Source organism: Caulobacter sp. KR2-114 (assembly GCF_049446115.1).
GTDB lineage: Bacteria > Pseudomonadota > Alphaproteobacteria > Caulobacterales > Caulobacteraceae > Acaudatibacter.
The window spans coordinates 65,813-87,045 of sequence record NZ_JBMSEC010000005.1 but is presented as its reverse complement, the minus strand read 5'-3'; the positions used below and the strand labels follow the sequence as shown (position 1 = coordinate 87,045).

The window sequence follows — 21,233 nt, the reverse complement described above, 5'->3', positions numbered from 1 at the left end:
GGTCCATCGGGACTGAAGCCCGAGGATGACGGTTGAGAGCGTGGGAGTGCTGGCCGGAAGGCCCGCATCTGTGCTTCCCTGGCGCGAACCAAGGGAGAGGACGCGCCGATGATGAAGCTCTATTCCGGGGACCTGAGCCCCTATTCCGCCCGCGTGCGGATGCAGATCTACGCCAAGGGCCTGAGCGATATCGTCATCGAGCGGCCGGCGAGCTTCGGCACGCCGAAGTTCCGCGAGGACTTCCCGATCGGCCGCATCCCGGTGCTGGACCTGGGCGACGGCGACGTGATGCCGGAGTCCGAGGTGATCTCGGAGTACCTGGAGGAAATCCACCCGCAGCCGTCGCTGCTGGGCGCCACCCCGCGCGAGAGCGCGCACATCCGCACCCTGGCGCGGATCGGCGACATCTACATCATGAACAACATGTTCATGCTCTCGCCCCAGTCCCGCGCCAAGACGCGCAACGAGGGCATCGTCGAACTGCTGGGCGGCCAGGTGGTGCGCAACGTCAAGGCGCTGGACCGGATGATCGGCCGAGACGGGTTCGCTTGCTGCGGGCGCCTGACCCTGGCCGACTGCGCCATCGTGCCGGGCCTGTTCCTGGTGGAGAACGTGCTGCCCACGACCGGGGTCGACAACCCGATCCCCGCAGCGGGCAACGTCGCCGCCTACTGGGCCGCCATCCAGCGCAACGAACACGCCGCGCGGGTGCTGGCCGAGCTGCATCGCGGGCTGGAAGAGCGGCGCGAGTTGATCCGCTCGGGCGCGTTCGAGAAGATGATGGCGGCCTCCAAGGCGGCGATGGAAGCGGCCGAACGGGCCTGAGGCGATGGGCGCGGCTACGCAACCCCAGGATCCGCGCCTGCTGCGACGCCTGCTGCGGGCGAGGGACCGCATGGACGGCGCCTCGCACGAGGCGTGGCCGGTGGAGCGGCTGGCCAGGGTCAGCGGCGTCTCGCCGGCCCACTTCGCGCGCTCGTTCAAGGCGGCGTTCGGCGTTCCGCCGCACCGCTACCTGCTGACCCGGCGTATCGAGCGGGCGGCGCGGCTGCTGCGCGAGACCGACCTGCCGGTGACCGAGATCGCCTTCCAGACCGGCTGGAACAGCCTGGGCACCTTCGGCCGGGTGTTCCGGGACATCCTGGGCGAAAGCCCCGGGGAGTGCCGCGCCCGCGGCGCCCCGTCGCCGGCGCCCTGGCTGACCCCGCCGTGCTTCGCCGCCGCCGCCAGCCGGCCGGACCTGAAGATCGCAGTTTCGGAGAAGCGGCGGCGCGAGGCGGCCGATACCAAGGCCGCCCAGCCCGAGGCGGTCCTCGGGGCGATTGTCGAGGAAGTCCCATGAGTGAAGGCGTGAATGTCGTCGGCGTCTATGTCCGCGACCAGGATGAAGCGCTGAAGTTCTATGTCGAAAAGCTGGGGTTCAAGGTGCACACCGACGCGCGCAACGGCGACTACCGCTGGCTGACGGTGCAGCATCCGGACCAGCCGTCGTTCCAGCTGGGCCTGTTCAGGCCAGGCCCGCCGACGATGGACGAGGCGGCCGCCCAGGCGGCGCAGGAGCTGCTGGCCAAGGGCGCCATGCCGCCTCTGGTGCTGGCGGTCGCCGACTGCCGCGCCGCGCACGCCCGCATGGCCGCCGCCGGCGTGGAGTTCACCCAGGACCCGGTGGAACGCTACGGCGCCGTGGACGCCAGCTTCCGCGACCCGTCCGGCAACGGCTGGAAGATGATCGAGGGGCGGTAAGCGACTTGAGCCACTTCTAAGCTCGTCACCCCGGACAAGGGCGCGTCAGCGCCCGCCGATCCGGGGCCAGCGGCGCCTCGACCCAGAAGACGTCCAACGGATCGCTGCCGTCTCGGCGCCCGATCACCCTTCTCTGAGCGTCCGACGGGCTGGCCCCGGGTCTACGCTGCGCTCCGCCCGGGGTGACGGGAGGGGGCGTCGGCTCCAATTGCGCTCAGCCCACATCCCCCACCAGCAGGTCCTCGTAGAAGGCGCCGATCGGGCGGGTGGGGTGGGCGATCTGGATTTCCAGGATCCACAGGCCGGTGGTGGGCGGGGCGTCGAGGTCGCCCAGGTCGCCGGCCTTGTAGATCGCGTGCGGGAAGTCGCTGACCCGGTGGCCCTTGACCTCCCAGTTCAGCCGCCAGCCCAGCGCCTCGGCGCGGTCGCGGGCGAAGTCGTAGAGGGCCTGGCCGGTGAGCCCCGTCCCGCCCTTCCAGCGGTCGGCGACCTCGTGCCAGAGAGCCTTGGCCGTGTCGGCGCAGGCCGCCATCTCGGGATCGTCGCCGACCACGAAGGTCTCGCCGGCGTCGCCCTCGTGCCCATCCCAGACGACCCCCAGGTCGACGAAGAAGATGTCGTTGGCCTGCAGCACATAGTCCGGGCGGAAGTCGCCGTGAAAGGTCTCCAGCGTGCCGGCGCCGAAACGGATCACGTTGCGGTGCCACAGGCGGTCCATGCCCATGGCTGTCAGCTCTTCGAGGGCGATCTCGTCGCCGCGCCCCTCGGTGGTCCCGGGGACGATCCTGGCGGCGATGCGCCGCACGGCTTCGAAGGTCAGGTCGCGGGCGCGGACCATCTTCTGCAGCGAGAAGGCCGCGCCGACGAACTCCTGGGCGCCGATGGCCTGGGCTGGCATTGCAGGCTCCTTCCAGATTGCGCGGTGCGCGCTCGTCCCTCACAACCCGAGCATCCCGACGAAAGTCGGGACCCAGGCAAGACCCTCGGCGTGATCCGCCCTGCCAATCTGTCCGCTCAACATCGTCAGACAGCCTGCCGATGGAGGCTCTTGCCTGGGTCCCGGCTTTCGCCGGGATGAGCAGAAAAATGAGTGGAAGCAATGGGGTAGCCCCGCGCGAACCCGCGCCGCGCGGGGCCCCATATCCTAGTAGCGGTAGTGGTCCGGCTTGAACGGGCCTTCCTGCGGCACGTTGATGTAGTCGGCCTGCACCTTGGAGAGCTGGGTCAGCTTGGCGCCCAGCTTTTCCAGGTGGAGCATGGCCACCTTCTCGTCGAGGTGCTTGGGCAGGGTGTAGACCTTGGTCTCGTACCGCGGCCCGTTGGTCCACAGTTCGATCTGGGCCAGGGTCTGGTTGGTGAAGCTGGCGCTCATCACGAAGCTGGGGTGGCCGGTGGCGTTGCCAAGGTTCACCAGGCGGCCTTCCGACAGCACGATGATCTTCTTGCCGTCCGGGAACTCGACGTGGTGCACCTGCGGCTTGATCTCGTCCCACTTGAAGTTGCGCAGGCCGGAGATCTGAATTTCCGAGTCGAAGTGGCCGATGTTGCAGACGATGGCGTTGTTCTTCATCCCGCGCATGTGGTCGACGGTGATGACGTCCTTGTTGCCGGTCGCCGTGACGTAGATGTCGGCGGTCTTCAGGGTGTCCTCGATGGTCAGGACCTCATAGCCTTCCATCGCCGCCTGCAGGGCGCAGATCGGGTCGATCTCGGTGACGATCACCCGCGCGCCGCCCTGGCGCAGCGACGCCGCAGAGCCCTTGCCCACGTCGCCGTAGCCGCAGACCACGGCCACCTTGCCGGCCAGCATCACGTCGGTGCCGCGGCGGATGGCGTCCACCAGGCTCTCGCGGCAGCCGTACAGGTTGTCGAACTTGGACTTGGTGACGCTGTCGTTGACGTTGATGGCGGGGAACGGCAGCTCGCCGCGCTCGGCCATCTGGTACAGGCGGTGCACGCCGGTCGTGGTCTCTTCCGACACGCCCTTGATGGCGTCGCGGATCGCCGAATAGAAACCCGGCTTTTCCTTCAGGTAGCGCTTCATCACCGCGTACAGCGCTTCCTCTTCCTCGTTGGTCGGCTTGTCGAGGATCGAGGGGTCCTTCTCGGCCTTGGGGCCGAGCACGCACAGCAGGGTGGCGTCGCCGCCGTCGTCGAGGATCAGGTTCGGGTAGCCGCCGTCCGACCACTCGAAGATCTTGTGCGCATAGTCCCAGTACTCGACCAGGTTCTCGCCCTTGAAGGCGAACACCGGGGTGCCCTGGGCGGCGATCGCCGCGGCGGCGTGGTCCTGGGTGGAGAAGATGTTGCAGCTGGCCCAGCGCACGTCGGCGCCCAGGGCCTGCAGGGTCTCGATCAGCACGGCCGTCTGGATGGTCATGTGCAGCGAGCCGGCGATGCGGGCGCCCTTCAGCGGCTTGTCCTTGCCGAACTCGGCGCGCACGGCCATCAGGCCCGGCATCTCGGTTTCGGCGATCTCGATTTCCTTGCGCCCCCAGTCGGCCAGGGCGATGTCCTTGACGATATAGTCGGCCACGAGGGGCTCCTTGTTGATCTGGCGCGGTCTATAGACCGCCGCCCCCCAGTTCGCAACCATCGCATAAGGATATCTTTATATCTCGGGCCTGCGACTCACCGTCCCGTTGCGAGTCGGTCGCGCTGGAGCCGTCTGGCGCGTGGCCCTATGGGGAGGTGATGCAGACCACGGGCCTGACCCCCGCCGAGACCGCCGTGCTGACGCGCCGCATCACCATCCTGTCGGTGGCCACGGCCAGCGTGCTGGTGACGGTGAAGGCGGTGGTGTGGATCGCCAGCGGCTCGGTGGCGCTGCTGGCGTCGCTGGCCGACAGCGGCCTGGACCTGGTCGCCTCGCTGGTGACCTTCTTCGCCGTGCGGTACGCCGCGGCGCCGCCGGATGCCGAGCACCGCTTCGGCCATGGCAAGGCCGAGGCGTTCGCCAGCCTGCTGCAGGCGGGCCTGGTGTTCGCCTCCGCCGCCCTGATCGGCCAGGAGGCGATCCGCCACTTCCTCGAGCCCAGCCGCGTGCAGCAGACCACCTGGGCCATGGCGGCGATGGCGGCGTCGATCCTGCTGACCTTCGCCCTGATCAGCGCCCAGAGCCGGGTGCTCAAGCAGACCGCCTCGGTGGCCGTCTCGGGCGACCGGGCGCACTATTTCTCCGACCTCGCCTCGAATGTTGCCGCCCTGCTGGGCATCGGCGTGACGGCGGCCACCGGCTGGCTGGGCGCCGACGCCGCTGCCGGTCTGGTGGTGGCCGCGATCCTGCTGGCCGGCGCCATCCAGGTGTTCCGCGAGGCGTCCACCCAGCTGATGGACCGCGAGCTGCCGGACGAGGACCGGGCCCGCATCGTCGCCCTGATGACCTCCGACCCCCGGGTGCTGGACGTGCACCAGCTGCGCACTCGCGCGGCGGGGCCGTACGTCCACATCCAGATGCACGCCGACATCGATCCGGACGTCAGCCTCTCCGAGGCCCACGCCATCGTCGTCGCCGCCGAGAACCGGGTGCTCGCAGCCTTCCCCGCCGCCGACATCCTGATCCACCCGGACCCGCGCGGCCGGGCCGAACCGCACGGCGGCGCGTTCGCCGAGACGCACGCGTAGCGCTTTCGGCCCTGGCTCCGGCGGTAACTCAGGCCATGCTTCGCGCAGGCGTTGCGTGCAAAATGCCTCACGGTAAAGGCGGTGTTAACGCCGATGAGCGCGTTGTTTGCGCTGCAAATTGGCCTAGAACGCGCCTCCCATGAGTGTCGAACGCACGCTGCACCACTTTCCGCTCGACCCGGCCTCGCGCCAGGTCCGCCTCGCCCTGGGCGAGAAGCGGCTGCCGTTCGCCGACAACGTCGTGCGCTACTGGGAACAGCCCAAGGACTTCGTGGCGCTCAATCCCACCGGCGTGCCGCCGGTGCTGGTGGAGGTGCAGAACGGCCAGAGCCTGGTGATCTGCGAGGCCCGGGCGATCCTGGAGCACCTCGACGAACAGGTCCCGCAGCCGCCGATGCTGGGGCGCGACGCCGCCGAACGGGCCGAGGCGCGGCGGCTGATGCAATGGTTCGACCGCAAGTTCAACGACGAGGTCAACGGCTTCCTGCTGCACGAGAAGCTGGAGAAGCGGCTCTTGAAGCTGGGGGCGCCGGACCTCTATGCGATGCGCCAGGGCCGCGACAACCTGCGCGGCCACCTGACTTATCTGGAGAAGCTGCTGCAGAACCGCGACTGGCTGGCCGGCAAGCGACTCAGCTACGCCGACTTCGCGGCGGGGGCGAACATCTCGGTGCTGGACTATTTCGGCGACATCCCTTGGCGCGACTTCCCGGCGGTGAAGACCTGGTACATGACGCTGAAGTCCCGCCCGGCCTTCCGGCCGATCTTGGCCGACCGCTGGCCCGGGCTGGCGCCGGCGGGCCACTATGACGACCTGGACTTCTGAGGACGCGCCGCAGCGCATCCGCCAGCGGGCCGCGCGCCTGGGCTTCGATGTCTGCCGCATCGCCTCGGTGACCGAGGCCTGGGCCGCGGGCGGTCATCTGCGCGAATTCCTGGCGGCCGGGCGGCACGGCGCCATGGACTGGCTGGCCGAGACGGCCCCGCGCCGCGAGCATCCCAACGGCCTGTGGGCCGAGGCGCGCTCGGCGGTGATGCTGGGCATGAACTATGGGCCCGACAGCGATCCGCTGGCGGTGCTGCAGCGGCCGGACCGGGGGGCGATCTCGGTCTATGCCCAGGGGCGCGACTACCACGAGGTGATGAAGGGCCGGCTCAAGGAACTGGGCGGCCTGATCAAGGCCAGGCTCGGTGGCGAGGTGAAGGTGTTCGTCGACACCGCCCCGCTGATGGAGAAGCCGCTGGCCGAGCGCGCCGGCCTGGGCTGGCAGGGCAAGCACACCAACCTGGTCTCCCGCACGTTCGGCTCGTGGCTGTTCCTGGGCAGCGTGCTGACCAGCGCCGAGCTGGCGCCGGACACGCCGGAGGCCGACCACTGCGGCGCCTGCCGCGCCTGCCTCGACGCCTGCCCGACGGCGGCCTTCCCCGCGCCCTACCAGCTGGATGCCCGGCGCTGCATCTCCTACCTGACCATCGAGCATGCCGGACCGGTCGAGGCGGCCCTGCGTCCCGCGCTTGGAAACCGCATCTACGGCTGCGACGACTGCCTGGCGGTCTGCCCGTGGAACAAGTTCGCCCAGGCCGGCCGAGAGGCGAAGCTGGCGGCGCGCGAGGCGCTGCGCGCGCCGGCGCTGGCCGAGCTGGCGGCGCTGGACGAGGCGGCCTTCGCCGCGCTGTTCTCGGCCAGCCCGATCAAGCGCATCGGCCGCGCCAGGCTGGTGCGCAATGTGCTCTACGCGATCGGCAACTCGGGCGACCCGGCGCTGGCCGACGCCGCGCGGCCGCTGCTCGATGATCCCGATCCGGTGGTCCGCGACGCGGCGCAATGGGCGGTGGCGCGGCTCACGCGCGCTTGAGTCCCGCCCTCCCCTTCATGGGGAGGGACAGATCGCGAAGCGATCGGGGTGGGGAAGTGCGGTGGAGCGCGCCGGCTAGCGAGATTGGCCTGTGCACCGGCAGGTAACCCCCACCCTGCCCGCTTGCGCGGGCTGTCCCTCCCCACAAGGGTGTTCAGACCGGGGACATCGGTGACAGGTGTTCGGGGACATCCGTGACACATGTGGATGATGTCAGTCGGACTGGTTGAGGTCGATGGTTGCGATGCGGTTGGTTCGGAAGAAGACGTCGTAGAGGCCGTCGGTCTGGGTCGGCCTGACGGCGACGAGCTTTCCGTTGAAGGCCTTGGGCACGCGCCATCGGCGGCTTTTGAAGCTGATGCGGGCCTCTGGCGGGACGCGGCGGAGCTGGTCGTCTGGTCCGTGGTCGAAGGGCCGGGGCTTGGGCTGATAGGCTCTTGGGCTGACGGCGTAGCGCTCGGCGGGGACGCCCATGCCGATACCTTCGTGCGGGCGCTGGGTGTTGTAGACGCCGCGCCATTGCTCGAGGTGTCTGGCGGCGTGGTGGAGGGTCTCGAAGGGAGGGCCGGCCAGGGCCTCGGCCTTCAGGGAGCGATGGAAGCGCTCGTCCTTGCCCTGGGTCTGGGGGTGGTATGGCCTGGAGTGGCCGACGCGGATGTCCTGCTCGATGAGCCACACGCCCAGCGGGGTGTAGGGATCGCCAGGTCCGTTGCCCCAGGGCGCGCCGTTGTCCATGGTCATGCGCCAGGGCAGGCCGTAGCGCTCGAAGGCCTTGATCAGGTTGGCCTTTACGGTCGAGGTCTTCTCGTCGGCGCAAGCGGCCAGCACCAGGCAGAAGCGGGAGTGATCGTCCAGGACGGTCAGCGGATGCAGCCGGCCCGAACGCATCGGCACATGGCCCTTGAAGTCCATCTGCCACAGATCGTTGGGCGCGGGATGCTCGAAGCGGGTGAACGGCGCATGGCCGCCGCCGAAGGTCCCCAGCGCCACGCCGTGGCGCTTGAGGACCTGCGTCACCGTCGAGGGTGACGGCGCCGCCAGCCCTTGCCGCTCCAGCCGCTTGGCGATCTTGCGCCCGCCCCAGGCCGGATGCTCCGACCGCACCGCCAGAGCCGCCGCCTCCACCGCCGCGGCCGTGCGCCCAGGACTGCTCAGCGGCCGGCGCGAGCGCTCATCCAGCCCAGCCTCACCCTCCTGCCGATAGCGTGCCAGCAGCCGGTACCCCAACGTCCGGCTCACCCCGAAGCGTCGGCAAAGCTCCGACCGGTTGCACCCCTCCACCAGAGCCAACCGCACAAACTCACGCTTCTGATCCATCGCAGACACCCCCGTGAATGCCATCTCCGACCTCCCTGCGAGATCGGACATGTGTCACGGATGTCCCCGAACACCTGTCACCGATGTCCCCGGTCTGAACAAAGGGGGAGGGTGGGAACCTACTCCGCCGCCGCCAGGGCCACCGGGGCCTGGGCGCCTTCGCCCATCGGCTTGAGGCCGAGGTCGGCGAACAGGCGGGCGTCCTGGTCGAGCTCGGGGTTCTTGGTCGTCAGCAGCTTGCCGCCGACGAACATCGAGTTGGCGCCGGCCAGGAAGCACAGCGCCTGGGTCTCGCGGCTCATGTGCTCGCGCCCGGCCGACAGGCGCACCACCGACTTGGGGCAGACCAGGCGGGCGACGGCGATGGTGCGCACGAACTCCAGCCCGTCCAGCGGCTCGGAGCCGCCCAGCGGCGTGCCCTTGATCGGCATCAGATCGTTGATCGGCAGGCTGTCCGGATGCGCCGGCAGGGTGGCCAGGGCGTGCAGCAGGCCGGCCCGGTCGCGCCGGGTCTCGCCCATGCCGACGATGCCGCCGCAGCAGGTGGAGATGCCCGCGTCGCGCACCGCGGTCAGGGTGTCCAGCCGGTCCTGGTAGGTGCGGGTGCTGACCACCGAGGCGTAGTAGTCCGGCCCGGTGTCGAGGTTGTGGTTGTAGTAGTCCAGGCCCGCGTCCTTCAGCGCCACCGCCTGATCCGGCTTGAGCATGCCCAGGGTGACGCAGGTCTCCAGGCCCATCGCCTTGACCCCGGAGATCATCGCCGAGACCTTGGGCAGGTCGCGGTCCTTCAGGTCGCGCCAGGCCGCGCCCATGCAGAAGCGTTGCGCCCCGCCGTCCTTCGCCTTGGCCGCCTCGGCCAGCACCGCGTCCACGTCCATCAGCTTGGAGGCCGGCACGCCGGTGTCGAAGTGCTGCGACTGGCTGCAGTAGCCGCAGTTCTCCGGGCAGCCTCCGGTCTTCACCGACAGTAGCTGCGAGATCTGCACCTCGGTGGGATCGAACCAGCGGCGGTGAACCTCGGCGGCGCGGAACACCAGCTCGGTGAACGGCAGCGCGAACAGCGCCTCCACCTCGTCCAGGGTCCAGTCGTAGCGCGGCTGGGCGGGGTCGCGGGTCATGGGAACTCCTGATCACTGCAAGCCTGAAACGGTCCGGCGGGGTTAGCGGTTGGCCGGAGGATCGCCAAGTCATGATGCAAGACAAATCGGCGATCCGGACGTTCATGCTACAGGGGTGACCCCGCGTCGGACCAGGACTGCATGCCCAGCCAATCCCCTGCCGCCGATCCGCACGAGATCGAGCTGAAGTTCCGCGTCGACCCGGCGCGCGCCGAGGCGGTGTTCGCCGCCGTGGCGGGGGAGGACGGGCGCGTGCGCTCGCTGTCGGCCACCTATTTCGACACGCCGACCGGGGTGCTGGCCAAGGCCGGCATGGCGCTGCGCGTGCGTACGGACGGTAAGGCCTGGGTGCAGACCCTGAAGACGGCGCAGGCGAACGGCGGCGGCATGGGGCGCGGCGAATGGGAGGCGTCCACCTCGGGACCGAAGCCCGACATCGGCCTGCTCAAGGGCACGCCGGCGCAGAAGGCGCTGGGGCGCAGCCGCAAGCTGCAGCCGCTGTTCACCGTTGAGGTGGAGCGACGCCAGGCGGTGCGCCTGGTGGAGGGCGCCAGCATCGAGGTGGCGCTGGACCGCGGCCGCGTGGTCGCCGGCGAGCGCTCCGAGCCGATCCTGGAACTGGAGCTGGAGCTCAAGTCCGGCAAGGCGGCCGACCTGCTGGCGTTCGCCGCGGACGTGCGGCGGGCGCATGGCCTGGCCCTGTCGTTCACCACCAAGGCCGGGCGCGGCATGGCGCTGAAGGCCAAGGCCGGCGCGCGCGCGGTGAAGTTCCGCGCGCCGCGCATCAGCGCCGGCATGACCGCCGGAGAGGGCTTCAAGGCCGTGGCGCGCGCGGCGCTGGAACAGGCCGTGTCCAACGCCGAGCGGCTGGCCCAGGCCCCGGGCCCGGAGGTGATCCACCAGATGCGGGTGGGCGTGCGCCGGCTGCGCAGCGCCATCTCCAGCTTCCGGCCGGTGGTCGCCGACCGGCGGGTGGCGGCGCTCAAGGCGGAACTGAAGTGGCTCACCGGCGAGCTGGACCAGGCGCGCAACCTCGACGTTCTGCTGGCGGGCGCCTACCGCCGGGCGACCCGGCGCAAGGCGGACCCGACCGGCCTGGCCGACCTCGGCCGGCAGCTGCGCCTCAACCGCACCGCCGCCTACGCGCGGGCGCACGCCGCCGCCGAGAGCGAGCGCTTCCGCGCCCTGGTGATGGATATTCTGGTGTGGATCGAGGTCGGACCCTGGACCCGGCGCAAGGCGGAGGGCGCCGCCGCCCGCGACCGCTCGCTGGCCGACTTCGCCGACAAGGCCCTGGGCCGCCGGCGCAGGAAGGTGCTCAAGCGCTGCGGCGACCTGGCGGGGATGAGCCGCGAGGCGCGCCATCACCTGCGCATCGACTGCAAGAAGCTGCGCTACGCCGCCGACGCCCTGTCGGCGCTGTCCGACAAGCCGAGGCGCGTGGACGCCTTCATCAATGCCCTGAAGGCGCTGCAGGATCGGCTGGGCGAGCTCAACGACATCGCCACCGGGGAGACCCTGGCGCGGGGCCTGACCGCCTCCGCCGACATCGCCGGAACCACGGACTGGGCGGCCGGCCGCCTGATCGGCGGCGAGACCGCCCGCGAAGCCGCCCTGATCCAGGCGGCGGCGGAGGCCGCCAAGGCGTTCAAGGCGGCCAAGCCGTTCTGGGATTGAGGGGCGCGCGCGTTCGCGGAGAGGGCGGAACCCCTCACCCTCCCATGGCGGTCGCCATGGGCCCCTCCCTCTCCCTGCGGGAGAGGTGTCTTACGCCGCTGATTTCGCGCGCAATTTCACCTCTCCCATAGGGAGAGGGAGGGGCCCGCGCGGCTTGCGGAGCAAGGCGCGTGGGAAGGTGAGGGGTTCCGCGCCCTCCGCGAACCTTCCTAACGCTTCGGCAGGTTCTCGATGCGGATCTCGGGCAGGTCGTCGGCCGGTGTGAAGCCCAGCACCTGGCCGTAGAAATACAGCTCGGCCTGCTTGGCGTGGATGATGTGCTCGGCGCGGCGGAAGCCGTGGCCCTCGCCGGGATATTCCACATAGGCCACCGGCTGCTGGCGCTGGCGAAGCGCGTCCAGGATCATGTGCGCCTGGTTGGGCGGGACGATCGGGTCCTCGGCCCCCTGGAAGATGATCAGCGGCGCCTTGAAGCCTTCCAGGTGGTTGAGCGGTGAGCGCTGTTCGTACACCGCCTTGGCGGCGGGGTAGGGGCCGACGAGGTTGTCGAGGTAGCGGCTCTCGAACTTGTGGGTGTCGCGGGCCAGGGCCTCCAGGTCGGAGACGCCGTAGAAGTCGCCGCCGGCCGCGAACACGTCGCTCTGGCTGAGCGCGGCGAGCACGGTGAAACCCCCGGCGCTGCCGCCGTGGATCGCCACCCGCTTCGGATCGGCGCGGCCGGAGGCGGTGAGGAAGCGCACCGCGGCGATCACGTCCTCGACGTCGACCACGCCCCACTGGCCGTTCAGTCGCTGGCGGTAGGCGCGCCCGTAGCCGGACGAGCCGCCATAGTCGACGTCCACCAGGGCGAAGCCGCGGCTGGTCCAGAACTGGTTGGCCAGGCTGAACGACGGCGAGGCCTGGCCGGTGGGGCCGCCGTGCGCCTGGACGATCAGCGGCGGCAGCTCGCTCGCCGGGGCGGTGAAGTCGCCGTTGGTCGGGGGGTAGTAGAGCGCGTGCGCGGTGCGGCCGCCCGACGTGGGGAAGCTGATCGGCTGGGCCCGGGCGACGTATCTGGCATCCAGGCTGGCGGGGGAGGGGCGGCGGATCACCACCGTCTCGCCGCTCTCGATGTCCACGGTCGCCACCGCCGCGGTCTGGTCGCCGGAGCCGCCGACCAGGGCGACACGCCGCGCATCCAGCCGCTTCAGCCCGCCCCAGCCGCCGAACGGGACGGCGACCTCGCGCACGGCGCCGCTCGCCTCGTCGATCACCACCAGATGCTCGCGCCCGCCCTCGCCGTAGCCGGCGACGATCCGCCCGCCGTCCATCAGGGCGTAGTTGGCCTGGCCCAGCCCCCACAGCGGGCCCGCGAACTCGGCGTCCTTGGCCAGCAGCGGCCGCACCGCGCCGTCGCGCAGGACGTACAGGTTCCAGAAGCCGCTGCGGTCGGAGATGAAATAGAGCGCGCCGTCGGCGCCCCATTGCGGCTCCATCACCGACTCGCCGACGCCGCCGGCCACCACCTGCACGTTCGACAGGCCGTCCGCGCCGAGGTCGGCGACGTAGAGCCGGGTGTCGTCCCACGGCATGTTCGGGTGGTCCCAGGCCATCCAGGCCAGGCGCCGGCCGTCGACGCTCACCCGTGGGTAGGCGACGAAGTCGCTGCCGGCGAACAGCACGTCGCCGATGTCGCCGGCGACCAGCCACAGGCGCACGATCGCGTTCTTCACATTGCCCCGGTCGCTGTGGTCCTCGCGGACCGCGACCAGGGAGTCGCCGGGGGCCGCCGACGCGTCGGCAAACCGATAGCCGGCCAGCGTCAGGGCTTCGGGGGCCCCGCCCGCCAGCGGCTGCGCGTAGAGCATCTGGTCCGGGAAGTTGCTGAAATACAGCGTGTCGCCCACAACCGCGTAGGCTGCGCCGCCGTATTCATGCACCCGCGTGCGGACGTTGAAGCCCTCCGGCGTGATCTGGTCGACGCGATCGCCCTCGGCCAGGGTCATCGCCACCATCCGGCCGCCTTCCGCCGGCCGGCTCTCCAGCCAGAACAACCGCCCGTCCGCCACCCGCAGGTCGGCGACGCCGATGGCGCCCTCGGCCAGACTCTGCGCCGTCACCGGCGAGGTCCACGCCCCGTAGGGCCGGGTGATGACGTCGCCGTCCGCCATGCCGCCTGCCTCTCCTGATTGGGAAGGCAGGCTAGCGGGGAGGAGGTCAGGCCGCCAGCGGCGTCGGGCCCACGTAGCGCGACTGCGGGCGGATCAGGCGCCCGCCCGCGACCTGTTCGCGGGCGTGGGCGATCCAGCCGGACACCCGGCCGATGGCGAACACGCAGGTGAAGGCCGGCGGCGGGAAGGCCAGGGCCTCCAGCAGCAACGCCGTGTAGAACTCGACGTTGGTCTGCAGCGAGCGGTTGGGCTTGCGTTCCTTGAGGATTTGCAGCGCCGCCTGTTCCACCGCCTCGGCGAAGGCCAGACGGCCGGGCAGGGCGTTGGAACCGTCGGCCATGGCCTTGATCGCCCGCTTCAGGGCGTCGGCGCGTGGATCGCGCACGCGGTAGACGCGGTGGCCGAAGCCCATCAGCCGCTCGCCGCAGTCCAGCTCCGCCTCGATCCAGGCGCGGGCGTTATCCGGGCTGCCGATGGCGTCCAGCATGTCGATCACCGGCCCGGGCGCGCCGCCGTGCAGCGGTCCTTTCAGGGCGCTGATCCCGGCCAGCACCGCCGAGGTCAGGCCGGCGCGGGTCGAGGCGACCACGCGCGCGGCGAAGGTCGAGGCGTTGAGGCCGTGGTCGCACACCGTGACCAGGTAGGCGTCCAGCAGGGCGACCTCGGCCGCCGTCGGCGCCGTGCCGCGGGTCATGCGCAGGATGTCGGCGGCGTGCCCGAGCGCGGTGTCCGGGGCGAGCGGCGCGTGGCCGGCCTGGGCCCGGGTCACCGCGGCGGTGAACACCGCCGGCGCCGCCACCAGCCGCAGGGCCGTGGCCAGGTCGTCGCCATCGGCGAGCCGGGCGGTCAGGGCGCGCATGGCCTCCATCGGCGTGCGCGCGACGAGTTCGGCGTCCAGCGCCCTTACCTCGGAGAACACCTCGGAGCGGGCGTCGGCCAGGGGCTGGGTCAGGTCGGCCGGCAGGCCGTCGAAGAAGCCGTCGAACAACAGGTGCGTGGCCGCCTCGAAGCTGGTGTGGCCGGAAAGCTGGTCCAGCGAGCGGCCGCGGATGACCAGGCGGCCGGCGGCGCCGTCCACCTCGGAGAGTACGGTTTCGGCGGCGACCACGCCTTCCAGACCGTCAATGCCTTCAATCAATGTATTTCTCCTTGATCGGTGGTTGATGGGATGCGATCCTGACGCCTGAAGGTCAATCTTGATCAATATAATCAATCTAAAAGAGGCGTTTTGGCCGCGGCGGGCCGGGATCGAACCATGACGGACTGGCTCACGGCGGAAGAGGCGATGGCGCGGCTGGGGGTGCGGCCCCAGACGCTCTACGCCTATGTCTCGCGCGGTCGGATCCGCGCCGAGACCGACCCCAGAGACCCGCGCCGCAGCCGCTACCGCGCCGGCGACGTGGCGATGCTCTCCGGCCGCAAGGCCCGCAGCCGCAAGGTCGCCGACGTCGCCGCGGAGGCGATCGCCTGGGGCGAGCCGGTGCTGGCCAGCGCCATCACCACCGTGGTCGACGGCCGGCTGTACTACCGCGGCCGCGACGCCGTGGCCCTGGCCCAGACCGAGACGCTGGAGGCGGCGGCGCGGCTGCTGCGTGGCGGCGAGGGGGCGCCCCTCACCCGGTCCGGCCGCATCCCGCGCGCGGAGACCATGCGCGAGCGCGCCTTCCTGTTGCTGGCGGCGCGGGCCGGCGTCGACGCCCCGGCGCGCGGCCAGGCCCCGGCCGTGCTGGCCGACGAGGCGGCGAACCTGCTGGACGACCTGGCCGACGCCGTGGCGGGCGAGGCCGGGTTCGGCCCGATCCACGAGCGGCTGGGCCAGGCCTGGAGCTGCAACCGCGACCAGTGCGACCTGATCCGCCGCGCCCTGGTGCTGCTGGCCGACCACGAGCTGAACGCCTCGGCCTTCGCCGCGCGGGTGGCCGCCTCCACCGGCGCCTCCCTGGCGGCCAGCGCCCTGGCCGGGCTCGCGGCGCTGTCGGGACCGCTGCACGGCGGCATGGCCGAGCGGGTGCGCGCCCTGTCGGACGAAGCCGTGCGCCTGGGTCCGCGCGCGGCGGTCACCGCCCGCATCGCCGATGCGGCCCCGTTTCCGGGCTTCGGCCACAACCTCTATCCGGACGGGGACGTGCGCGCCGCAGCCCTGCTGGCGGTGCTGCCCGTCCCGCCGATGCTGGCGGCCCTGCGCCGCGAGGTGGAGACCGCCACGGGCCTGAAGGCCAACATCGACTTCGCCCTGGTGGCCCTGGCCGAGGCGCTGAAGCTGCCGCCGGATGCCCCTTTCGCCCTGTTCGCCGTCGCCCGCGCCGCCGGCTGGATCGCGCACGCCATGGAACAGGGGCGGGACGGCGCCCTGATCCGCCCTCGCGCGCGCTATGTAGGCCCCACGCCGGCGGAAGGCTAAGCTCGGGTCGATGACCCTGTTCCTGCGCGAACTGAAGGTGCGGCAGTACCGCTCGGTTCGCTCCATCGCCCTGCCGGTGGAGCGGCTGAGCGTGTTCCTGGGCGCCAACGGCGCGGGGAAGACCAATCTCTATCGCGCCCTGGAACTGGTGCAGGCCGCCGCGGCCGGAACCCTGGCCGCGGACCTGGCGGCCGAGGGCGGGCTGGACTCGGCGATCTGGGCGGGAACGCGCAAGCGCCATGAGGAGGCGCGCATCGCGCTGGCGGTCGATCTGGGCGCGACGCCGGGCGATGCGCCGGGGCCATCGGCCTTTGGCTACTCGGTGGAGGTCGGCTATCCGTACCCCACGGCCGCCGCCTTCGCCGCCGAGCCGCAGGTCAAGGAAGAGGCCCTGGTCCACCGCCACGGCCGGCGCGAGATCAAGCTGCTGGAGCGGCGCGGCCCGCAGCTGATCGCTCGGGACGAGGCGGGCGCGCGGGCCGAGTTCGACGCCGACCTGATGGCCTCGGAGACCGCCCTGTCGCGGCTGGAGGACCCCTCGCGCTTTCCCGACCTGCAGACGGTCAAGGCGGCGCTGCTCGACTGGCGCTTCTACCACGACCTCAGGACCGACGCGGCCTCGCCGCTGCGCCGGCCTTGCCCGGCGGTGGCCAGCCCGACCCTGGCGTCGGACGGGGCCAACCTGGCCGCGGTGTTCGCCACCCTGACGCACATCCGCCAGGACACCGCCGCCCTGGACCAGACGGTGGCCGACGCCTTCCCCGGCGCGCGCCTGATGGTCCCCGAGCCCGGTCGCGCCGCCAGCTTCGGCCTGGCCCTTCCGGACTATCCGCACCGGGTGTTCGAGGCGCACGAGCTGTCGGACGGCACCCTGCGGTTCCTGGGGCTGGCGGGCGCCCTGCTGGCCTACCGCCTGCCGGGGTTCATCGCGCTGAACGAGCCGGAGTCCAGCCTGCACCCGGACATGCTGGCGCCGCTGGGGCGGCTGATCGCCAGGGCCGCCGAGCGCACCCAGGTCTGGGTGGTCACCCACTCCGAACGCCTGGCCGCCGCCATCGCCGAGCATGGCGCGGTCACCCCCCGCACGGTGGTCAAGGCGGACGGCGCGACGACGGTCCGGGGCCTGAAGGCCTGGGGCTTCGCCGACGAGGATGAGGACGAGGACTAGGACGAAGCCTGCGACGGCGCGCCGGGCGTCCAGGGGCAGACGCCGGTGTCGCGGAACTCGCGGATCGCCGCGACCATCCGCGGCGCGTCGAACGGGTAGTCGCAGGCGACGCCGACCGCGTCGCGCGCCTGGTCCTGCCGATGCGTCGCCACCAGCAGCATGCCCAGCAACACTCTCATCGTCGGCTGAACCGACGGAGGCACGGTGTCGGTCTGGTCGGGCGGCGTGTCGATCCCGGCCTTCAGCTCATTGATCGCCGGATCCAGCTGGCGCAGCCGCAGCCAGTAGACCGCGCGGTAGTAGTGGCTGCGCGGGTCCTGCGGATAGCGATCGACCAGATCACCCGACCGGGCGGCCATCGTCGGTTCGTCGTCCGACAGCTGGCTGGCTGGGATGAACCGGGCGGTCGCGGCCTGATAGGTCGGATATTTCGCCGCCACGAGGCACAGGGCGAGGGCGCTGGCGGCCAGGCCCGCGAGGGCCAGCCCGCCGGCCGCCCGGCCGAAGCGGGGCCGCGCCTGGGTTTCCGGCCACACCGTCAGGATCAGGAAGCCCATCAGCACACCGGCCGTCGCGCCGCCGGCATGGGCGATGTAGTTCGTGCCGTCACCCTGGGTGGGGATCAGCGATGGCAGGCTCCAGCGCATGATCCGCCACTGCGCGCGGCCGCGACCGGCGTGCGCTTCGACGTGGAAACTGCAGACGAAGGCGGCGCCGAACAGGCCCATGATCGCGCCCGAAGCGCCAATGGCGACGATGTCGGGCGGCATGAGCAGCAGCGAGGCGACTTCGCCGCCCAGGCCGCACACGAAATAGACGATGGCGAACCAGGCATGGCCGATCAGCCGCTCCAGGTACCAGCCGATGAACACCAGGCTGACGCAGTTGCCGACGATATGTCCGAGCCCCGCGTGCAACAGGGGAGCGGTCAGCACCCGCCACCCCTGGTCCCGCGCCAGATCGCGGCCGTCCGCGCCTTCGGCGAGAAGGGTGGCGACGCTCATGTTGAGATGGCGGTCGATGAGGAAGGCGTGGGCCAGCTGCTGCCAGAAGATCACCGCCAGCAGGACGATGATGCCGAAAGTCAGCAGGGGGAACCCCTTGCTGACGTCGGGGGCGACCACTTCGGACACTGGCGTGGGCGGTTCGTGAGGCTTCAGCCAATGGGTCACGCGCCGCCCGGCCTGCGGCGCATCGACCGGGGCCGCCGGCTCCGGGCGCCAGCCGGACTGCGGCGCCGTGCGTCGCCCGAAGCGGGCCGTCGGTTCCATACTCACGCTCCCGTCAGGCTGCGGGGATTGCCACCTGGCGGTGTATCCGAGGGCGCTTTCGCAATGGTGAAAGCCGCGTGGCGGGGCGTTCAGCTGGCCGGTGGCGGGGTCATGCCCAGGCCCTGGCCGGGGGCGAAGGTGGCCAGGGTCAGGGTCAGGTCAGCCTCGATGCGGCGGGCGGTGGCCTCGACCTCGGCCTCCGGCGCGCGAAAGTCGAGGGTCGCCTGCAGCCCGGCGCCGACCGCGTGGGTCGTGGTGCAGGCCAGCCAGCCGGGCGTGAGGTGATCGGGACTGCAAGAGATCGCCACCGGCTCGCCCGAGGCCGTCATCCAGTCCGGGGCCACCCAGAAGCCGTCCGGATAGCGCTCGAAGGCGCCAACCCGCACCGCCTCCATCGGCGCCTCGTTGACCTCGGTCACGGCCCGCTCGCGGCGGAAGGACTCATAGGCCCCCAGGCTGGACCCCAGCGCCAGGTGGTCGAATTCCGCGGGCGAATAGATCGCCGCCCTTGTCCAGCGCCCGGCGTCCGGACAGGCCACGGCGGCCAGCCGGTCACGGCCGTTGCGGCAGGGTCCGCCGGGATCCAGGTCGAGCCGGATCGCGGTGATCCGGGCGGGGCGCTCCGGTGGGCTGCGGTCGCAGAAGTCGCGCAGCTGCAGCGGCGCCGCCAGGTCGTAGCCGCCGTCGGCGCCCTTGCCGGTGCTGAGCTTGAGCAGCGGGGAGGCGGGGACCTTCAGGCCGAGGCCGGCCAGGGTGACGTCGAACGTCCGCGCGCGGCAGGCGGCCGACGGCGGGCGGGCGTTCCACCGCTGCACCGCCCCGGGCGCGAAGACCGCCGCGATGGCCAGGACGGCCCCGACCAGCACCAGTCCCTTCCACTGCCGCGCCAGCGCGCCCACGCCCGCCCTTTCCCGAAACGTCCTGACCAGATCATGGGTCGGTTCGTGCGCGCTGCACAGGGCGGGTTGGCGATCGGCCGCCGTCGATGCATCCTGAGGTCGAGCGCCGAGGCTCCAAGGGGGAATCATGGGCAATCTGTCGCCAGTTCATTGGCTGATCATTCTCGTCGTCCTTGCGGCCGTGCTGCCGCCGATGATGCGGATCTTGAGGCGCACCGGGCACAGCGGCTGGTGGGCCTTGCTGTACTTCGTGCCGTTGGTGGGCTGGATCGGGCTTTGGGTGTTCGCCTACGCCCGCTGGCCGGCAGTGGATTCCCGGGACCAGGCGTCTACAGTCCCCTGAACGGGCGACGGCAAGCGCCAGGCCCAATCGGGAGGCGCCCATGCTCAGCGGAACCCATCGCAACAGCCTGCAGGAACAGGTGGTCTATGGCCGCCCGGCGCTGGAGGTGGTGCGCGAGCTGGCGGCCGCCTGGGACGCGCGGCGGGTGATGATCACCACCACCGCCTCGCTGGACGGGGTGGACGGCCTGGCCACCGGCCTCAAGGCTGGCCTCGGCGAGCTCTGCGTCGGCCTGTTTTCCGCGGTCGCCGCGCATTCGCCACGGACAGCGGTGATCGCCGGGGCGGCCGAGGCGCGACGGCTTGAGGCGGACCTGCTGCTGGCGATCGGCGGCGGCTCGGTGATCGACGCCACCAAGGTGATGCAGCTGGCGCTGTGGGCGGGCCTCGAGGCGCCCGAACAGCTGGACGACTATCGCGCCGGATCGGCCAAGGCGCAGGCGCTGCAGCCCGGGGTGCGCATGCTGGCCGTCCCCACCACCCTGTCGGCGGCCGAGTTCACCCCCTTCGCCGGGGTCACAGACACCGCTCGCCGCGCCAAGGAAGGCTTCGCCCACCCGCGCCTCGCGCCACGCGCCGTGGTGCTGGACCCCGAGCTGACCGTGGAGACGCCGCCGCGGCTGTGGTTCTCCACCGGCATGAAGGCGGTGGACCACGCCGTGGAGCAGCTGTGCAACCCGGTCCGCACCCCTTACGCAGACGCCCTGGCGACGGACGGGCTGAAGCGGCTGGCCGCGGGCCTGGCGGCGACGCATGCGCATCCGGCCGACCTCGACGCGCGGCTGGAGTGCCAGATCGGCATGTGGCTGGCGATGTCGGGCGCCGGGGCCGGCCGGGGCCTGGGCGCCAGCCATGCGATCGGGCACGTGCTGGGCGGAACCTACGGCGTGCCGCATGGCCTCACCTCCTGCGTCGCCCTGCCGGCGGTGCTGAAATGGAACGAGGGCGTTGCCGACCACCGCCAGGCCCTGGTCGCCGGCCTGCTGGGGCAGCCTGGCCGCAGCGCCAGCGCCGCGGTGGAAGGTCTGGCCAGGCGGCTCGGCCTGCCGACGCGGCTGTCGGAGGTCGGCGTCGGGCCGGACGCGTTCCAGGCGATCGCCGAGGCGACGCTGCATGACCGGGGCGTGCGCTCCAACCCTCGGCCGATCACCAGTGCGGAAGACGTGGTGGAGATCCTGCAGCTGGCGCGATAGGGCGGACGTTGCTCATCGGCCCGCGCGCGGCTATCACCGCGCCCTTCGATCCGATCGCCGATCGTCCCCTCTCGAGCGCCTCATGACCGACAGCCTTCCCGACCGCCTCTGCGTCGATCCCGCCAGCCCGTTCCACGACGCCGCCCTCTTGGAGCGCGGCGTGGGCATCCGCTTCAACGGCCAGGACAAGACCAACGTCGAGGAATACTGCGTCAGCGAAGGCTGGGTGCGCCTGGCCGTGGGCAAGACCCTGGACCGGCGCGGCAACCCGATGACGGTCAAGCTCAAGGGCGTGGTCGAACCCTACCTGCGCGACGCCGAAGCCTGATTTTCGCGGCCGCAGGGCCGCCACCGCAGCAGAAATATACAAAATCCGGGGTTGGAATGCCGGCCTGGCCCACCATTTAGGTGTCAAGCGCCGCCGACCCTCCCCCCCTCGGTCCCGGCGGCGACCTAGGCCCGGCCGCGTCCCCC

At 71.3% G+C, this 21,233-nt stretch carries 19 protein-coding genes and 1 pseudogene; 12 read left to right on the top strand and 8 right to left on the bottom strand.

What is annotated here, in order from left to right; all coding sequences use genetic code 11:
• Positions 1-111 precede the first annotated feature (111 nt).
• The 3 genes from ACO2Q3_RS18085 (at position 112) to ACO2Q3_RS18075 (ending at position 1,743) form a co-directional block, all read left to right on the top strand.
• On the top strand, positions 112-825 hold the full coding sequence (locus tag ACO2Q3_RS18085; protein WP_423309081.1) for a glutathione S-transferase family protein: 714 nt from the start codon (positions 112-114) through the stop codon (positions 823-825).
• Between the two features lie 70 nt (positions 826-895).
• On the top strand, positions 896-1,342 hold the full coding sequence (locus ACO2Q3_RS18080; RefSeq protein WP_423309079.1) for a helix-turn-helix transcriptional regulator: 447 nt from the start codon (positions 896-898) through the stop codon (positions 1,340-1,342).
• Positions 1,339-1,743, top strand: a complete 405-nt coding sequence (locus ACO2Q3_RS18075) for a VOC family protein (protein ID WP_423309077.1) — start codon at positions 1,339-1,341, stop codon at positions 1,741-1,743. Before ACO2Q3_RS18080 ends, ACO2Q3_RS18075 begins: the two co-directional genes overlap by 4 nt.
• Positions 1,744-1,957: 214 nt before the next feature.
• Here ACO2Q3_RS18075 and ACO2Q3_RS18070 read toward each other — a convergent pair whose 3' ends face one another.
• Together ACO2Q3_RS18070 and ahcY are read right to left on the bottom strand one after the other, a co-directional pair.
• Positions 1,958-2,641: a M24 family metallopeptidase gene (locus tag ACO2Q3_RS18070; protein WP_423309075.1), complete on the bottom strand. Its 684-nt coding sequence runs from the start codon at positions 2,639-2,641 to the stop codon at positions 1,958-1,960.
• Between the two features lie 246 nt (positions 2,642-2,887).
• The gene (gene ahcY, locus ACO2Q3_RS18065; protein WP_423309073.1) at positions 2,888-4,279 is read right to left on the bottom strand and encodes an adenosylhomocysteinase; all 1,392 of its coding nucleotides are present in this window, start codon (positions 4,277-4,279) and stop codon (positions 2,888-2,890) included.
• Between the two features lie 158 nt (positions 4,280-4,437).
• Here ahcY and ACO2Q3_RS18060 point away from each other — a divergent pair, with 158 nt between their 5' ends.
• The 3 genes from ACO2Q3_RS18060 to queG all read left to right on the top strand — a co-directional run bounded on the left by ACO2Q3_RS18060 (position 4,438) and on the right by queG (position 7,223).
• The gene (locus ACO2Q3_RS18060) at positions 4,438-5,367 is read left to right on the top strand and encodes a cation diffusion facilitator family transporter (RefSeq protein WP_423309071.1); all 930 of its coding nucleotides are present in this window, start codon (positions 4,438-4,440) and stop codon (positions 5,365-5,367) included.
• A gap of 139 nt (positions 5,368-5,506) precedes the next feature.
• The gene (locus ACO2Q3_RS18055) at positions 5,507-6,193 is read left to right on the top strand and encodes a glutathione S-transferase family protein (protein WP_423309069.1); all 687 of its coding nucleotides are present in this window, start codon (positions 5,507-5,509) and stop codon (positions 6,191-6,193) included.
• Positions 6,174-7,223, top strand: a complete 1,050-nt coding sequence (gene queG / locus ACO2Q3_RS18050; RefSeq protein ID WP_423309067.1) for a tRNA epoxyqueuosine(34) reductase QueG — start codon at positions 6,174-6,176, stop codon at positions 7,221-7,223. The genes ACO2Q3_RS18055 and queG overlap by 20 nt, the downstream gene beginning before the upstream one ends.
• A 154-nt stretch (positions 7,224-7,377) precedes the next feature.
• On the opposite strand, the pseudogene ACO2Q3_RS18045 reads toward queG, so the two are convergent.
• Positions 7,378-8,564, bottom strand: a pseudogene (locus tag ACO2Q3_RS18045) (IS481 family transposase).
• A 95-nt stretch (positions 8,565-8,659) separates the two neighbouring features.
• Positions 8,660-9,658 carry a biotin synthase BioB gene (gene bioB / locus ACO2Q3_RS18040; RefSeq protein ID WP_423309065.1) on the bottom strand — a complete coding sequence of 333 codons (999 nt, stop codon included), beginning with the start codon at positions 9,656-9,658 and terminating at the stop codon, positions 8,660-8,662.
• 141 nt (positions 9,659-9,799) lie between these two features.
• On the opposite strand from bioB, the gene ACO2Q3_RS18035 reads away from it, so the two are divergent.
• Positions 9,800-11,335, top strand: coding sequence for a CHAD domain-containing protein (locus ACO2Q3_RS18035; protein WP_423309063.1), 1,536 nt, complete (start codon positions 9,800-9,802; stop codon positions 11,333-11,335).
• Between the two features lie 209 nt (positions 11,336-11,544).
• On the opposite strand, the gene ACO2Q3_RS18030 is transcribed toward ACO2Q3_RS18035, so the two are convergent.
• Positions 11,545-13,485, bottom strand: a complete 1,941-nt coding sequence (locus ACO2Q3_RS18030) for a S9 family peptidase (protein WP_423309061.1) — start codon at positions 13,483-13,485, stop codon at positions 11,545-11,547.
• 46 nt (positions 13,486-13,531) lie between these two features.
• Positions 13,532-14,623, bottom strand: a complete 1,092-nt coding sequence (locus ACO2Q3_RS18025) for a citrate synthase/methylcitrate synthase (RefSeq protein WP_423309059.1) — start codon at positions 14,621-14,623, stop codon at positions 13,532-13,534.
• A gap of 117 nt (positions 14,624-14,740) precedes the next feature.
• On the opposite strand from ACO2Q3_RS18025, the gene ACO2Q3_RS18020 reads away from it, so the two are divergent.
• Both ACO2Q3_RS18020 and ACO2Q3_RS18015 read left to right on the top strand, forming a co-directional pair.
• Positions 14,741-15,886, top strand: coding sequence for a citrate synthase family protein (locus ACO2Q3_RS18020; RefSeq protein WP_423309057.1), 1,146 nt, complete (start codon positions 14,741-14,743; stop codon positions 15,884-15,886).
• 10 nt (positions 15,887-15,896) lie between these two features.
• On the top strand, positions 15,897-17,054 hold the full coding sequence (locus ACO2Q3_RS18015) for an AAA family ATPase (RefSeq protein WP_423309055.1): 1,158 nt from the start codon (positions 15,897-15,899) through the stop codon (positions 17,052-17,054).
• Here the strand turns inward: ACO2Q3_RS18015 and ACO2Q3_RS18010 are convergent.
• Complete coding sequence (locus ACO2Q3_RS18010) at positions 17,051-18,325, bottom strand: rhomboid family intramembrane serine protease (RefSeq protein WP_423309053.1); 1,275 nt, start codon at positions 18,323-18,325, stop codon at positions 17,051-17,053. The genes ACO2Q3_RS18015 and ACO2Q3_RS18010 overlap by 4 nt on opposite strands.
• 89 nt (positions 18,326-18,414) lie before the next feature.
• Entirely contained in the window at positions 18,415-19,224 is an 810-nt protein-coding gene (locus ACO2Q3_RS18005; RefSeq protein WP_423309051.1) for a hypothetical protein, read from the bottom strand.
• A 127-nt stretch (positions 19,225-19,351) separates the two neighbouring features.
• Here ACO2Q3_RS18005 and ACO2Q3_RS18000 point away from each other — a divergent pair, with 127 nt between their 5' ends.
• From ACO2Q3_RS18000 to ACO2Q3_RS17990, 3 genes are all read left to right on the top strand, one after another.
• On the top strand, positions 19,352-19,567 hold the full coding sequence (locus ACO2Q3_RS18000; protein ID WP_423309049.1) for a DUF805 domain-containing protein: 216 nt from the start codon (positions 19,352-19,354) through the stop codon (positions 19,565-19,567).
• Positions 19,568-19,607: 40 nt separating this feature from the next.
• A complete protein-coding gene (locus ACO2Q3_RS17995) occupies positions 19,608-20,759 on the top strand; it encodes an iron-containing alcohol dehydrogenase (protein WP_423309047.1) in 1,152 nt (383 codons plus the stop codon).
• Between the two features lie 82 nt (positions 20,760-20,841).
• On the top strand, positions 20,842-21,087 hold the full coding sequence (locus ACO2Q3_RS17990; RefSeq protein ID WP_423309045.1) for a DUF3297 family protein: 246 nt from the start codon (positions 20,842-20,844) through the stop codon (positions 21,085-21,087).
• The last annotated feature ends 146 nt before the right edge of the window (positions 21,088-21,233 follow it).